Below are 14,461 nucleotides of genomic sequence, written 5' to 3' on the forward strand. Positions count from 1 at the left end.
GAGAAGAAGACATGAGCGTGCGTGAAATCTATGAAAGCATGGACTATGGCCCTGCGCCGGAAAGTGCCGCCGAGGCGCTGGCGTGGCTGGTCGATCAGGGCGACAGGTTCGGACATTTCATAAATGGCGTCTTTACGGATGCGGGCGACGGGTTCACCTCGTGCAATCCGGCCACGGGAGAGGTTCTTGCGACGCTGACCCAAGCCACACAGGCGGATGTGGATGCTGCCGTGGCTGCCGCGCGCAAGGCGCAACCCGGCTGGGCGCGGCTAGGGGGGCATCGACGGGCGCGGCATCTCTATGCCTTGGCGCGGTTGATCCAGAAAAATGCGCGACTGTTTGCCGTGTTAGAGACGCTGGATAATGGCAAGCCCATCCGCGAGAGCCGCGATATTGATATTCCGCTGGTGCATCGGCATTTCTATTATCACGCGGGCATGGCGCAATTGATGGAGGCAGAACTGCCCGATCAGGCGGCGCTGGGTGTTTGCGGGCAAATCGTGCCGTGGAACTTTCCACTGCTGATGTTGGCGTGGAAGGTGGCACCTGCGCTGGCGATGGGCAACACCGTGGTTCTGAAGCCTGCCGAGTATACTTCGCTGACGGCGCTATTGTTCGCGGACATTTGCCGGATGGCGGGATTGCCGAATGGTGTGGTCAACATTGTCACTGGTGATGGGGCCGTGGGTGAAATGATCACCGCACATGAGGGTATCGACAAGATTGCCTTTACCGGATCGACAGCCGTAGGGCGGCGTATCCGGGAGGTGACAGCGGGCAGTGGCAAGGCGCTAACGCTCGAGTTGGGCGGGAAGAGTGCCTATATCGTCTTTGACGACGCGGATCTGGATAGCGCGGTAGAGGGGCTGGTCGATGCGATCTGGTTCAATCAGGGACAGGTCTGTTGCGCCGGATCGCGCCTGTTGGTGCAAGAGGGCATTGCGGACCGGTTCTATGCCAAGTTGACAGTGCGGATGGATAAACTGCGCATAGGCAATCCGCTGGACAAGACAATAGATGTCGGTGCGATGGTGGACGCCGAGCAGGTCGCCCGTATTTCCGAAATGGTAGATCGCAATACTGTAGGACAGCGGCGGGTGGCAGATGTGGTTTTGCCAGACGGTGGAGCGTTTTATCCGCCGACGCTAATCACCGGGTTGGCGCCCTCTGATCCGCTGATGCAGGAAGAGATATTTGGCCCTGTTCTGGTCGGTACGACGTTCCGCACACCTGCTGAGGCGATCGAGGTGGCAAACAACACGCGCTACGGGCTGGCGGCGAGTGTTTGGTCAGAGAATGTGAATTTGGCGTTGGATATTGCGCCCAAGCTGGCGGCAGGTGTGGTTTGGGTGAATGGCTCCAACATGTTCGACGCTGCTGCGGGTTTTGGCGGTGTGCGCGAGAGTGGCTTCGGACGCGAAGGCGGTTGGGAAGGGCTGCGTGCCTATACACGCCCTATTGGCAAGGCAAAGGCGTTGGAACCGATCGAGGCCTTTGGTGGCGCGGGCGGCGGTGTGCCGGGGATAGATCGGACGGGCAAGCTTTATATCGGGGGCAAGCAGACCCGGCCTGATGGCGGGTATTCGCGAAGTGTCTACGGCAAGAGTGGCAAGTTGCTCGGGCAGGTCCCGGTGGCCAACCGCAAGGATGTGCGCAATGCTGTCGAGGCCGCGCGCGGTGCGGCAGGTTGGGCCAGATCAAGCGGGCACGGACGGGCGCAGATCCTGTATTACATGGCCGAGAACTTGTCAGCGCGGGCTGAGGAGTTCGCGGACCGGATCAATGCGATGACCGGTAAGCGACAGGGCAAGAAGGAGGTGGAAAGCAGCATTTCGCGGCTCTTTACCTATGCGGCCTGGGCCGACAAATATGATGGGCGGGTGCATGGCGTGCCGATCCGGGGTGTGGCAATGGCAATGCATCAGCCGGTCGGTATCATTGGCGCGCTCTGTGCGGATGATGCGCCGCTCTTGGGCCTGATCTCGGTTATCGGTCCGGCGATGGCGATGGGCAATCGCTGTGTAGTCGTGGCAAGCGCACCCTACCCGCTGGCGGCGCTGGAGTTCGTGCAGGTGCTGGAGACATCGGATGTCCCTGCTGGGGTGGTCAATGTCCTGACCGGCAGTCACGCAGAGTTGGCACCGCATCTGGCGGCCCATGGAGAGGTCGATTCGGTTTGGAGTTTCTCGTCGAGCGGCGTGTCGAGCGAGATCGAGCGGGCGAGTGCCGGGAACCTGAAACGGACATGGGTGAACAACGCTGTAGACCGCGATTGGATGGGTGTCGAAGGCGAGGGGCACGCGTTTCTGGAGGCGGCGACAGAGGTAAAGAACATCTGGGTACCCTATGGCGAATAGGGTTGATCCCAAGGAATGCGCCTGACGGCGCATGCCGGTCAGTGGATTGGCGTGCGGGATGACCGTTGCTTAAACCCTCGACGCGCAGGGGCGCTGCACCGAGGGTTTTGAGCATTCTTAGAACGATAACAGGCGGGGATCAGTTCAGTGTGGTGCTGAGCCCTTCTGGTTTGCCGACGACGACAAAGGTGAGCTGATCGGGTTTCAGCCATTCGCGTGCCACGCGATTGATCTGCTCCAGTGTCACGGCATTCACCTGATCGTTGCGCGTGGCAATGTAATCCGCCGGCAGGCCCTCCATCTGCATCATCACGGCGATGTTGGCGATGGGGGCATTGCCATCAAAGCGCAGGGGGTAGGCGCCGGTCATAAACGTTTTGGCATCCTGAAGTTCCTCGGCGGTGACACCATCCTTGGCGAGACGGGCCCATTCGGCGCGAATCACTGTGATGGCGTCGCTGATACGATCATTGGCCGAGGCGACACTGCCCATCCAGACCTGCGCGCCGTCCTTATCCACCAGATAGGAATAGACACCGTAGGTCAGGCCACGTTTTTCGCGCACTTCGGTCATTAGGCGGCTTTCAAATCCGCCTCCGCCGAGGATTTCGTTCAGCAGGTAAGCGGCGAAGAAATCAGGATGGTCACGGTCAATGCCGGGCTGGGCGAAAGTGGCGACGGATTGCGGTGTGTCATACTCTACCACTTGGATACCGCCGGGCAGGTTGGCCGTCGCCGGTCCGGGCAGGGCGGCACCGCTGTCTGGCAGGCCCTCCAGCAACGTATCGACCAGAGTGCTCAACTCCTCTGCTGTGATGTCACCCACTGCGCTGACATAGAGCCTGTCGCGGGTCATGGCGGCCCGATGGGCGGCGATAATGTCGTCGCGGGTCAGCGATGTAACGCTGTCGATTGTGCCGTTCTTCGAGCTGCCATAGGGGTGATCGCCATAGACCAGCGCATCAAAGGTTCGACCTGCGATGGCGCGTGGGTCTTTTTGATCGGATTGGATGATCGACGTGACCTGTCCCCGAACCCGGTCGATGGACGGCTGGTCAAAGCGGGGCTGCACGATGCTTTGACGCAGCAATGCAATCGCCTCGGCCCGGTTTTCGGTCAGGATACGGGCCGAGATGGCAATGCTGTCGTCATAGGTATCGTAGCTGAATGACGCTGCGAGGGATTCAGAACGACGGGCGAATTCCCGGCTGTCGATGTCGCCGGTGCCTTCCTCTAGCAGGGCGACCATCAGACTGGTGGCGCCACGTTTGCCGGGTGCATCCAATGATGCCCCACCACGAAAGCGGATCTCGATCGCGACAAAGGGGATGGCGTGTTCCTCGACCAGCCACACATCGGTGCCGCCGGGTGTTATCAGTTCCTGTACCTCGATTTCCGCGCGCAATGGCAGCGCAGCCAGACAGGTCAGCATCGCAGCAAGGGCAAGGCGGATCATTGGGTCACCTCCGGGGCAGTCAGGTAGCCGGTCACGGCATTCTTGCGTTGAAAAACATTGCGGGCAGCGGCCATGATTTGCTCGGACGTTGTGGCCTGTAAAATATCGGGCCACTCTTGCACATCTGCTATGGTCAGCCCTTGGGTCAGGGCGCTGCCATAGCGGTTGGCCAATGCGTTCACATCGTCGCGCGCATAGATCTGAGACGCGCGCAGGCCCATCTTAATCCGATCCAGCTGTTCCTCGTCGATGCCGGTTTCCAGAAACTCGGCAATGACGCGGTCCATTGCGTCCTCGGCCTCGGCCAGAGTGACGCCAGCAACGGGCACGACGATCAGATCGAAGGTGGTATCGTCGAGCGATGTCGCGTCGTACCACGCTTGGGATTGAACGGCGATCTGTGCGTCAAATTGCAGCTTTTCAGTCATAACCGAGGTGATGCCACCCCCGAGGATTTCGGCCAGAAGCGACAACGCAGCAGCTTCATCCTGAGCGCCGCTGTCGCGTTCAGGTGCGAGGTAGGAGCGCGAGACATAGGGCTGGGCGACGCGCGGATCCTCGAAAATCAGACGGCGTTCCGCCATCTGGCGTGGCTCCTGTGGGCGGATACGTTCGGGCAGATCGGGATTGGCGGGGATCACGCCGTAGTACTTCTCGGCCAAGGCCTTTACGTCGTCCGGATATACATCGCCGGCGACCACGAGGATCGCATTATTGGGAGAATAGTAGAGGTTATAGAAATCCTTGGCTTTCTTGAGGTCAAGTGCGCGCATTTCGTGCTGCCAGCCGATGATTGGCACGCCGTAGCGGTGATTCAGGTATTGGGCTGCGTTGCGCTGTTCACGAAACAATGCGCTGGCGTTGTTTTCGATGCGCTGGTTGCGTTCCTCGATGATCACGTCGCGTTCTGTTGCGATGTCCTCTGGGCCGATTTGCAGATTAACCATGCGGTCGCTTTCCATCCGCATCATCAGCTCCAGCCGGTCAGCGGCGACGCGCTGATAGTAAGCGGTGAAATCGTAGCTGGTAAAGGCGTTGTCATTGCCGCCATTGCGAGACACCGTTGCTGAGAATTCACCGGGTTCGAGTGTCTTGGTGCCCTTGAACAGCAGGTGTTCGAGGAAATGCGCCACACCAGAGCTGCCCGGTGGCTCGTCGGCGGACCCGGCACGATACCATACCATGTTGACGACTACCGGGGCGCGGTGATCCTCGATCACGACTACGTCCATGCCGTTGTCGAGGGTGAAGTTGGTAACCTGATCATCAGCCTGTGCCGCGAACGGTGCGCAAACCAGAGACAGCAGAGCCATCAGACGTGACATTGGGGCGATGTGCATTGTGTGTGTCTCCATGCGGTTGGCTCGCGGGGTCGTGCCATAGATACGCGCATGGCGTGGGCATTCAAGCGCGCTAACGCTTCTGTGACCGGATCAGGCGGGCAGATCGGGTGTCGAGAAATGTAGCACTGTGACGCGGGTTAACTGGGCGGCGGTGCAGAGGGCACGGCAACACCCATGCTGCGCAAGCGGCGTTGTTCGGCCTGACTGTCGAGCCACTGGCGTTTGTAGGCGTCGGTATAGTCGTCGTTGGGGCCGATATTCAGGATGTTTACCCTGCCGTGCCGACGGCGCACATCCAAATCCTCGCTTGCCAGAGTTTGACGGATATCGCCGGTCACGCCGTAGCGACGTGCACGATTCAGCAGCGCGCCGTCAGCGGCACCGACACCTGTGACAACCAGCGCATTGGGGTTGCCACCCAGTGCGGCGATGCCTTCGGCCTCTGGGTTGGTATCAACAAGGTTGCTGGTGCCGGGTGTAGGCGCGGGCAGAGTATTGTAACTGTCTGGCGCTTGCAGCGGCTTGGTCGGCAGCACAGTGAATTCGTCCGGGCCATTCCCGGTCTTCTTGATCTTGGTCAGTTGGACATCACGGCCACCCCGACCACAGGCTGACAAAGCCAGTGCTACGGCCACTACTAAGATCACGCTGCGCGATAGGATCATCGTGCCTCTCCCGAACAATTTGTCAGTGGTTTACCGTAAAGCCGGGTAAACGTCACGAGGGCTTTTTCTCTGGCGGCTTTTTCGTGGGCGAGAACAGGACCATGCCCACGGCACCGGCGAAAACCGCGATATCGGCGACATTGAACGCATAAGGGTTGTTGAAGCCACAGCAGCTGAGGTTGAGAAAATCCGCGACCGCGCCATAAAGTATCCGGTCGATTACATTGCCGAGCGCACCGCCCACCAGAAGCCCGGCGGCGATTTTTTGCCACTTGCCGCCCGGCTCATGGTGGACCCACCACAAAACAGCGCCAGAAATCACCAGCGCCACCGCGACGAGGGCCCAGCGGACGATAGCGGTATCACCTGCGAGCAGGCCGAAATTGATACCATAATTCCATGCCATCCGCAGATTGACGAATGGCGGCCAGACGTCAATCGTGCCCAAGGTCCGCAGACTCATGGCATGTACCACGATGTATTTTGTGATCTGATCAATCAGGAAGGTCCAGAAACCGACCCAGAATACCAATTTCATCGCCTGCACCTCATGCGTGCGCCACCGGGGCGCTTTTTTTGGCCTTGTGGCACGAACGTGCGGGACACAGAAGCAAAACCGCCCGGTTAATGTCGGAAATGCCGCATTCCGGTCAGCACCATTGCCAGTCCAGCCTCGTCTGCGGCAGCGATTACATCGTCGTCGCGCATCGAGCCGCCGGGTTGAATCACTGCGGTGGCTCCGGCTTCGGCGGCCGTCAACAGCCCGTCAGAGAAGGGAAAAAACGCGTCCGACGCCACAACAGACCCTTGAGTGAGTGGCGCTGGTAATCCCATTGCTTCGGCCATGTCCTGCGATTTGCGCGCGGCAATGCGGCAGCTGTCTACCCGGCTCATCTGGCCTGCGCCGACACCAACGGTGGCGCCGTCCTTGACGTAGACGATCGCGTTGGATTTGACGTGTTTGGCGACACGCCATGCGAACAGCATATCGGCCATTTCGGCATCCGAGGGCGCGCGTTTGGTCACAACGCGCAGTTCATCTGCCGTGACATGACCGTTGTCCTTGTCCTGAAAGAGATAGCCGCCTGAAACCTGCCGAATCGTTTGGGCTGCCGCGCGGGGATCGGCCATCGCTTCTGTGACGAGCAGTCTGAGATTCTTCTTTTTTGCAAAAATACTCTTTGCGTCTTCGTCTGCTCCGGGCGCGATGACAACTTCGGTGAAAATCCCAGCGATTTCCTCGGCAGTGGCCCCGTCGAGCGGTTGATTAAGCGCGATGATCCCGCCAAAGGCCGACGTACGGTCACAGTCAAAGGCGCGCTGGTACGCTTCTTTCAGCGTCCTGGCGCGGGCAACACCGCAAGGGTTCGCGTGTTTGATGATCGCGCAGGCCGGGCCGTCAGCGGCGGCAAACTCGCTGGCCAATTCAAACGCTGCATCGGTGTCGTTGATGTTATTGTAGCTTAGTTCCTTGCCCTGCAACTGTTGGGCGGTTGCGACACCGGGGCGGGCAGAGCCGTCTGTATAGAACGCGGCCTGTTGGTGCGGGTTCTCGCCATAACGCAATGCTTGTGCCAGCGTACCGGCAACGGCGCGACGACGCGGGGCATTGTCACCCTGTTGTGCCGCCATCCAGCCCGACACGGCGGCATCATAGGCACCGGTGCGCGAATAGGCAGTCATCGCCATGCGCTGCCGGAATTCCAGCGTCGTTGCGCCATCGTTTGCGGCCATCTCTTCCAGCAGGGCGTCGTAATCCTCGACATCCACGATGGTGGTGACAAAGCCGTGGTTCTTGGCAGCGGCGCGAGATCATCGCCGGGCCGCCGATGTCGATATTTTCTATACAGGTGTCATAATCTGCACCGGCTGCGACGGTCGCCTCGAACGGGTAGAGGTTGACCACCAGCAGATCAATCGCGCCAATGCCGTGCTCATCCATCGCGGCCACATGCGCATCATTGTCACGCAGTGCCAGCAGGCCACCGTGCACCATCGGATGCAGGGTCTTTACCCGGCCATCCATCATCTCGGGGAACCCGGTCACATCTGCCACGTCGCGTACGTCCAGCCCTGCATCGCGCAATGCCTTGGCGCTGCCGCCGGTGCTGAGCAATTCGACGCCTTGGCCCGCAAGTGCGCGGCCCAGATCAATAAGGCCGGTTTTGTCAGAGACGGACAGCAGGGCGCGGCGGATAGCGGTGGTTTGGGTCATGGGGTAGCAGGTCCTCAGGCTCGTTACATTGCGCCGCCTCAGTCCTCGTCTTCGGCATAGGATGCCCCGTCCGCGAGGTCGCGGATGCTGATTGGGGTGTCTTGTGCCTTGGCCAGAGACCAGCGGATGCGTGTCGCATACTCCATCGCGTGACCAGATAGAACGATCTGTTTGGTCGCACGTGGCTTTAACCGGCCTTTTTCCAGATAAACGCTGGGTTCCAGCGTGATCTGGGCGCGCGCATCATGGCGAAAGACCCAGATTTCCCCCGAACGCAACGCGATCGACACGGCTTGACCGCCCATGTCCAGCGCGGCGTCAGCATCGGGGTGCAGATGAAAATGTATCTGGTACTTGATCCCCGCCAGCCGGGTGGCATCCAGCGCTTTGTCAAAGCGGCGCTTGTCTGCGTCTTCGAGTGACAGCAGCATTTCCTCGCCTGCGATTCCGCGCCCGTCGAACGTCATCTCGATGGTACGCGCGTGCATCAGACCAAAGCGTGAGAGGTAGCCATCATGCCCCCCCTCAAACCGCAAGCCGTCGGAGGCATGACTGAGCTGGATCGGCACGTTTTTCGGACCGCCCACAAGCCATTCTTCCTGTGCGCCAGCGGGACCCAGCCGCGCGCTGGATTCGGCGGCAATTACCAATGTGGAATGCGATGGTGTGGCGCGCCCGGCGCGGCGCCAGTCAGCGCCAAATGTTTCGCCAGAACCGCAGTTGACGATTAACGGCCGCCGCCCCGATGTCAGTTCGAACGCGAGGGTAGAGGCGTGGGCATTGGGGGAGGCGGCACCGCTGGGTGGCGGGCTCGCGTCGATGATGACAGACGTTCGCCCCGCGCTGAGGCGCGCATACCCCATCGAAAGACCATCCGGCGCGCGCCCTTTGATGCCACTGTTGGCCAGTGCATTGTCCAGCCGTCCCTCTAGCCCCCGACCGCCGCCGTGAAACCGGGCCAGCCCGCCATCGGCGTGGCGCAGCGTGCGCAGCGTCGGCGCGATGCGCTCGATCGCCAGCCAGTGCGAATCACCGGGGCTGCGTCCGGCTTCGCTGAGGGCGGTCGCGGCCCAAGTGAGTAGGGTGAAAACTTCGAGCAACTCTTCGGGGTTGCGGGTTGGTAGTAGCCCGTCGCCAGAGATGCGCGCGTCGCATTCGCGTGATAGCGCGCGGGTTGCATGACCGACATTGTCCTGCATTCCTTCTAGCGCCAGCCCGGCATAGATCAGGCCGGTCAGCGCCTCGAATCGCGGCAGCCCCGGCTGTGCCGCCTCCCAGCGTTTGCCGAGAAAGAGCGTTTGCTGCCCGAGTGAGCGGTAAAATGCATCCGAGGCAGGTTTATCCTGCCCCATCAGCAGGAAAAGCGCGTGATTGATCCAGCGAATCAGCCGACGTCCGGTCAGATCAGGTGTCCAGCCGGGACCGCGCCCGGTGCCATAACGGTCGATCCAGCCCCAGACCCACGCTTGTGCCGTCTGTCGTGCGGCCAGATCGCCCACGGCGGCCAGATCGTCGAGCCATGCGAACCCCTGAAGCTCGGACGCAAACGCATGGTCGGGGCTGTCCAGATCCCAGATCAGCGCCTGAGGTTCTTGCAGCAGATGCCCGGCAAAAAGGAAGTTACCGGCGCAAAGCTGCCGCCCGCGGGCAAAGCTGCCGATGGTGCGTGGTTCCGGCGATGAGATGAATGCAGTCGCAGGACGCGCCCATGTGGCACGCCGTGCCTGCACGCGATTCATCAGACGTGTCCACTTTGCGCCGAGTGTTTCGGATGCTGCCATTGCCTCGCCTCTGGGGACGCTCTTGGCGGCGCCACTGTCGGCAATATACCGCGCAGCCGCCGCCAAGTCACCGACCAATTGAAGGTCGGGCGGTCAGCCGCGCAGCAGGGCCATGTAAAATCCATCCATGCCACCCAGATCCGCCCAGTAATCCGGGCGCAGCCGCAGCCCGCCTTCTTCGGTGATCCATGCGGGGTCAATGCCCGGACGGTTCAGCGCAGCGCGGTCGGCGCGCAGGTGCGGATGCCGTGCCAGCGCGTTTTCAACCTGACATTCGCCTTCGTCCGGCAGCAAAGAGCAGGTGCAGAACATCAACCGCCCGCCGGGTTTCAGCAGGGTGATGGCGTGGTCAAGCATCGCCTCTTGCAGCGCGATGAGATCACCGATTTCGGCGCCGTCACGGGCATGTGGCAGATCGGCATGTCTGCGGATGGTGCCTGTCGCCGAACAGGGCGCATCCAGCAGGATCGCATCATACGGCCCGCCTTGATGCTCTAGCGCGTCGCCGGTGATGCAGGTGGCGTTGAGGCCGGTGCGCATCAGGTTCTGTTCCACGCGGGTCATGCGCTGCTCTGACAGGTCGAGAGCGGTCACGGTAGCGCCCGCCGCCGAGAGTTGCAGTGTCTTGCCTCCCGGTGCGGCACAGAGGTCCAGCACGGCCTCATTGGGTTGTGCGCTCAGAATTTGCGCTGGCAGGGCGGCGGCGGCATCCTGTACCCACCAGTCGCCGGTGTCGAAACCGGGCAGGGTGCTAACCTGTCCGGGCTGTGTCAGACGAACTGAACCCGTGGGCAGCATCGTGCCGCCCGTTGCATCGGCCACCGACTGCGCGTTAGTGCGGGCAGTCAGGTCGAGTGGGGCACCGGCATAATGCGCGACCTCAAAGCCAGCCACAGCGGTGCTGCCATAGGCCTCGGCCAGAGGTGCGCGCAGCCATTTGGGCAGGTGCGGGACACGCAATGCGGCCCATGCGGCCGGGCCATCAGCCGCAATCTTGCGCAGGACCGCGTTAATCAGCCCCTTCAGTTTGCCATAGCGTTTATGCCCCGCGATCAGGTTCACCGCGTCATTCACGACACCATGGGCATCCCCCCCCATGCACAGTTCAACCGTGCCGAGCCGCAGGATGTTGGATACGTGCAGCGGCGGCGGCTTTCTCAGGTGCTTTTTCAGCAGCCTGTCGGCACGTTCCAACCCGCGGAGGGTATCTGTCGCGAGCCGTTGGGCGCGCGCGCGATCGCCCGGTTCCAGCCGGTCCAGAGCGCCGCTGGCCAGCAATTCCGGCATCAGGCGCCCCTCGCCCATGATCTGATCAAGCAGATAAACGGCATTGGCGCGTGCCGATGGCGGGCTGTCATTGCGTCGGGGGCGTGGTCCGGGGGGCATTGCGTGTCCTTGCCGAGAGGTATCGGGCGCGTATATCAAGGGGGCGAGAGCAGCGAAAGGCCCACCATGACCCAAGATAAACCTGATCTGCCGCCCGAGGCGCAGCGCGCGCTGGCCGAAGCGGAGGCACGCCGCAAGGCCGCAGGAGCGTCGGAATTGCCCAAGGAGCTGGGCGGGCGCAAGGGACCAGAGCCGGTGCGCTATGGCGATTGGGAGCGCAAGGGCATCGCCGTCGATTTCTGACGCCACAGCCGGACCTTGACGCGCCTGCCATGCTGGCGCAACTTGCCGCCACGACAGGGGCGCACGCGTTTCGCGGGCTGAGAAGTACCCTTTGAACCTGACCCGGATCATACTGGCGGAGGAAGTCGTGGGGCATCTTACCCGTGTTTGCCGGAACGGTCCCTGCCACACCTTCGCCACTCGGAGGCGACAATGGACGACATCGGCACGTATCTGACAAAAATGCGCAGCACGGCACCATTGGTGCAGAATATTACGAATTATGTGGCGATGAACATTATGGCGAATGTCATGCTGGCGGCGGGTGCCTCACCCGCCATGGTGCATGCGCGCGAAGAGGCCGGAGAATTTGCGGCGATTGCACAGGCGCTGAGCGTGAATATCGGCACGCTCGACCCCGAATGGGTCAGCGCCATGGAAGAGGCTGCAGGCGTCATGGCGGCTGCGGGCAAACCCTGGGTTCTGGACCCGGTCGCAATCGGGGCGACGACGTTGCGCCAGGACGCGGGTGCGCGGCTTCTGGCGCTGAAGCCAACAGTCATTCGCGGCAACGCGTCCGAGATTATGGCGCTGGCAGGGGCAGATGCTGCCGGTCGCGGCGCGGATGCAGCCGATGCAGTCAGCGCGGCAGAGGCCGCGGCGCGCGATCTGGCTGGACGTACAGGGGGCGTGGCGGCTGTGACAGGTCCGGTTGATTACGTGACTGACGGTTCTGAGGGTTGGCGCATAGCCAATGGTGCGCCAGTCATGCCGCAAGTCACGGCGCTGGGCTGTTCGCTGACCGGGATCGTGGCCGCCTTTGCCGTGGATCAGCCTGCGCTGGCCGCGACGGTTGCGGCGCTGGCCTATTACGGGCTGGCCGGAGAGCAGGCTGTCGGGCTAAGCACAGGGCCGGGCAGCTTTCAGCCTGCCTTTCTCGATGCGCTGGCGGCAATGACGCCAGAGACCCTGACAGCGGGTGCCAGGGTGACACGGGCATGATGAATGGCATCTATTTCGTCACGGATGCGGACGCGACAGAACCGGTTCACGCGCAGGCGCTGGCCGCTGCGCGTGCCGGGGTGCGCTGGATTCAGCTACGGGACAAAACCGCCGACAATGCGGCGATGATCGCGCTGGCGCGTGACCTGCGCCGTGTGCTGCGGCCTCTTGGAACACGGCTGATCGTCAATGATCGCATTGAGGTCGCTGTAGCGGCGCGGGCGGACGGGCTGCATATCGGTCAGAGCGATGGTGATCCGCAGGCGGCGCGAGCACAGATCGGGCCGGATATGATTCTGGGTCTGTCTGTCGAAGATGCGAGTCAACTAGACTCTATTCCAGCGGGATGCGTCGATTATCTGGGTGTCGGGCCGATCCGCGCATCAGCCAGCAAGGCCGACCATGCGGCCCCGATCGGGTTCGAGGGATTGCGTGCTGCGGTGGCGCAAACAGACCTGCCGGTGGTGGCGATCGGCGGTTTGGTTGCTGATGACGCTGCGGTCGTAAGGGGCGCAGGTGCATGTGGTATGGCGGTTGTATCGGCCATCTCTCGTGCGCCGAGCATGGCCGACGCTGCAGGGTCGCTGGTGGCAGCATGGAGGCAGGTATAATCCCCATCGTCTCGCACGAACCGATCCGCCGGGTGGGAAATGGGCACGGGCCGACGCTGCATTTTACGGCGTCGTGGAACGAACCGGACTAATACGATCAGCCCGCAGCGAGGCCGGTTTACTTCTGGCCTGTGTTCATCGACGTTGTGCACGTAGCGGGCGAATATAGAGGACAGACCCATGACGACATTGCCCGATTTTCGGCTGGAAACGCATTTTGCCAAGTGGGAGTTCAATGCCCGCTATCATCTGACCGCCTCGGACGCCGAGAGCATCACGCTGAGCGAACTACTGGCGATGGCAGAGCCTGAAGATCGCGCTGATTTCGAAAATATGTGGCTCGGTTACACCGAAACTTGGGGCGCGCCCGATTTGCGGGCCGAAATTGCGGGTACATTTGCCGGGCGCAATGCGGATGACATCCTGTGTTTCGCTGGGGCGAGTGAGGGGATTTTTGCGGCTAATACGGTCCTGCTGGAAAAGGATGATCACGCCATCGTGGTCACGCCGAACTATCAGTCGCACGAGACGATGCCGCTGGCGATTTGTGACGCGACAGGTGTGCCGCTGGACCCCGCCGACAACTGGTCGCTGGATATTGACCGCGTGCGCGATGCGATCCGACCCAATACCCGGCTGGTTACGATCAATTTTCCGCATAATCCCACAGGGGCGATCCTGCCGTTGGACCGCTATCGGGCGCTGATTGAGCTGTGTCGCAAACATGGCATCTGGATCCTGCATGATGAGATTTTTCATGGGCTGGGGCCGAGCGGGGCGACACATCTGCCGTTTGTTGCGGATGAGTATGAGCGCGGTCTGTCGCTGGGGGTGATGTCGAAGTCCTACGGGTTGCCGGGGCTGCGCATTGGCTGGATCGCCTGTCAGGACCACGAAGTTCTGGCGCGGATGGAGCGGCTAAAGCACTATCTGTCGATCTGTAATTCGGGTCCAAGTGAACGATTGGCGCGCATCGCGTTAACGGTTCGCGACCAGTTACTGGCGCGCAACTGCGCCATCGTGGACGAGAACCTGCCAAAGTGGGAGGCGTTCTTTGCCCGCTATCCGGATCTGTTCGAGTTTACCCGCCCGGACGGGTCCTGCATGGGATATCCGCGCTATCTGGGGGCCGACGGGGTCGAGGCATTTGCGCGATCATTGGTCGAAGATAGCGGTGTTCTGGTGTTACCCAGCACGATCTACCGCTCTGACTTGGGCGCGACGCCAGATGATCGTTTCCGCATCGGGTTCGGCCGGACCGGGCTGGACGACGGACTGGCGGCGCTGGAGGCGCATATAAAGCGGAACCGACAGTAGCGCGGCCACGGCGCGTCTGGCGGCCAGCGCACGACTGCATATTTTGTAGTCATTTTTCTGCTAAATGATCTTCTTTTCAGATGCGAGATTAGATATGGCTTCAACC

At 61.4% G+C, this 14,461-nt stretch carries 11 protein-coding genes, 2 pseudogenes and 1 riboswitch; of the genes and pseudogenes, 5 read left to right on the forward strand and 8 right to left on the reverse strand.

The genetic code is table 11. The annotated features are described in order from the left end of the window. Nucleotides 1–11 precede the first annotated feature (11 nt). A complete protein-coding gene (locus tag N7U68_RS12455) occupies nucleotides 12–2,357 on the forward strand; it encodes an aldehyde dehydrogenase family protein (RefSeq protein WP_263049153.1) in 2,346 nt (781 codons plus the stop codon). Between the two features lie 139 nt (nucleotides 2,358–2,496). Here N7U68_RS12455 and N7U68_RS12460 read toward each other — a convergent pair whose 3' ends face one another. From N7U68_RS12460 to N7U68_RS21060, 8 genes and pseudogenes are all read right to left on the reverse strand, one after another. After that, complete coding sequence (locus tag N7U68_RS12460; protein ID WP_263047003.1) at nucleotides 2,497–3,813, reverse strand: M16 family metallopeptidase; 1,317 nt, start codon at nucleotides 3,811–3,813, stop codon at nucleotides 2,497–2,499. Next, the gene (locus N7U68_RS12465) at nucleotides 3,810–5,138 is read right to left on the reverse strand and encodes a M16 family metallopeptidase (protein ID WP_263049154.1); all 1,329 of its coding nucleotides are present in this window, start codon (nucleotides 5,136–5,138) and stop codon (nucleotides 3,810–3,812) included. The genes N7U68_RS12460 and N7U68_RS12465 overlap by 4 nt, the downstream gene beginning before the upstream one ends. Before the next feature lie 155 nt (nucleotides 5,139–5,293). Beyond that, a complete protein-coding gene (locus tag N7U68_RS12470; RefSeq protein WP_263047004.1) occupies nucleotides 5,294–5,821 on the reverse strand; it encodes a DUF3035 domain-containing protein in 528 nt (175 codons plus the stop codon). 52 nt (nucleotides 5,822–5,873) lie between these two features. After that, nucleotides 5,874–6,359 carry a signal peptidase II gene (gene lspA, locus N7U68_RS12475; RefSeq protein ID WP_263047005.1) on the reverse strand — a complete coding sequence of 162 codons (486 nt, stop codon included), beginning with the start codon at nucleotides 6,357–6,359 and terminating at the stop codon, nucleotides 5,874–5,876. Nucleotides 6,360–6,445: 86 nt separating this feature from the next. Further along, nucleotides 6,446–8,036 (reverse strand): annotated as a pseudogene (gene purH / locus N7U68_RS12480) (bifunctional phosphoribosylaminoimidazolecarboxamide formyltransferase/IMP cyclohydrolase). 38 nt (nucleotides 8,037–8,074) lie between these two features. Next, on the reverse strand, nucleotides 8,075–9,817 hold the full coding sequence (locus N7U68_RS12485) for a heparinase II/III family protein (protein ID WP_263047006.1): 1,743 nt from the start codon (nucleotides 9,815–9,817) through the stop codon (nucleotides 8,075–8,077). 93 nt (nucleotides 9,818–9,910) lie between these two features. After that, nucleotides 9,911–10,615 carry an RsmB/NOP family class I SAM-dependent RNA methyltransferase gene (locus N7U68_RS21055; protein WP_373323006.1) on the reverse strand — a complete coding sequence of 235 codons (705 nt, stop codon included), beginning with the start codon at nucleotides 10,613–10,615 and terminating at the stop codon, nucleotides 9,911–9,913. Between the two features lie 201 nt (nucleotides 10,616–10,816). Continuing rightward, nucleotides 10,817–11,203 (reverse strand): annotated as a pseudogene (locus N7U68_RS21060) (transcription antitermination factor NusB); the annotation flags it as partial. A gap of 66 nt (nucleotides 11,204–11,269) precedes the next feature. Between N7U68_RS21060 and N7U68_RS12495 the strand changes: the two are divergent. The 4 genes from N7U68_RS12495 (at nucleotide 11,270) to N7U68_RS12510 (ending at nucleotide 14,355) form a co-directional block, all read left to right on the forward strand. After that, nucleotides 11,270–11,446 (forward strand): DUF1674 domain-containing protein, encoded by a 177-nt coding sequence (locus N7U68_RS12495; protein WP_165195055.1) that lies wholly within the window; start codon nucleotides 11,270–11,272, stop codon nucleotides 11,444–11,446. Nucleotides 11,447–11,491: 45 nt separating this feature from the next. Beyond that, nucleotides 11,492–11,587, forward strand: a riboswitch (TPP riboswitch). A 51-nt stretch (nucleotides 11,588–11,638) separates the two neighbouring features. Further along, entirely contained in the window at nucleotides 11,639–12,427 is a 789-nt protein-coding gene (gene thiM / locus N7U68_RS12500; protein WP_263047008.1) for a hydroxyethylthiazole kinase, read from the forward strand. Continuing rightward, nucleotides 12,424–13,038: a thiamine phosphate synthase gene (gene thiE / locus N7U68_RS12505; protein ID WP_263047009.1), complete on the forward strand. Its 615-nt coding sequence runs from the start codon at nucleotides 12,424–12,426 to the stop codon at nucleotides 13,036–13,038. The genes thiM and thiE overlap by 4 nt, the downstream gene beginning before the upstream one ends. A 180-nt stretch (nucleotides 13,039–13,218) precedes the next feature. Then, nucleotides 13,219–14,355: an aminotransferase class I/II-fold pyridoxal phosphate-dependent enzyme gene (locus tag N7U68_RS12510; RefSeq protein ID WP_263047010.1), complete on the forward strand. Its 1,137-nt coding sequence runs from the start codon at nucleotides 13,219–13,221 to the stop codon at nucleotides 14,353–14,355. The last annotated feature ends 106 nt before the right edge of the window (nucleotides 14,356–14,461 follow it).

Origin of the sequence: Roseovarius pelagicus (genome assembly GCF_025639885.1) — a bacterium.
Taxonomy (GTDB): domain Bacteria; phylum Pseudomonadota; class Alphaproteobacteria; order Rhodobacterales; family Rhodobacteraceae; genus Roseovarius; species Roseovarius pelagicus.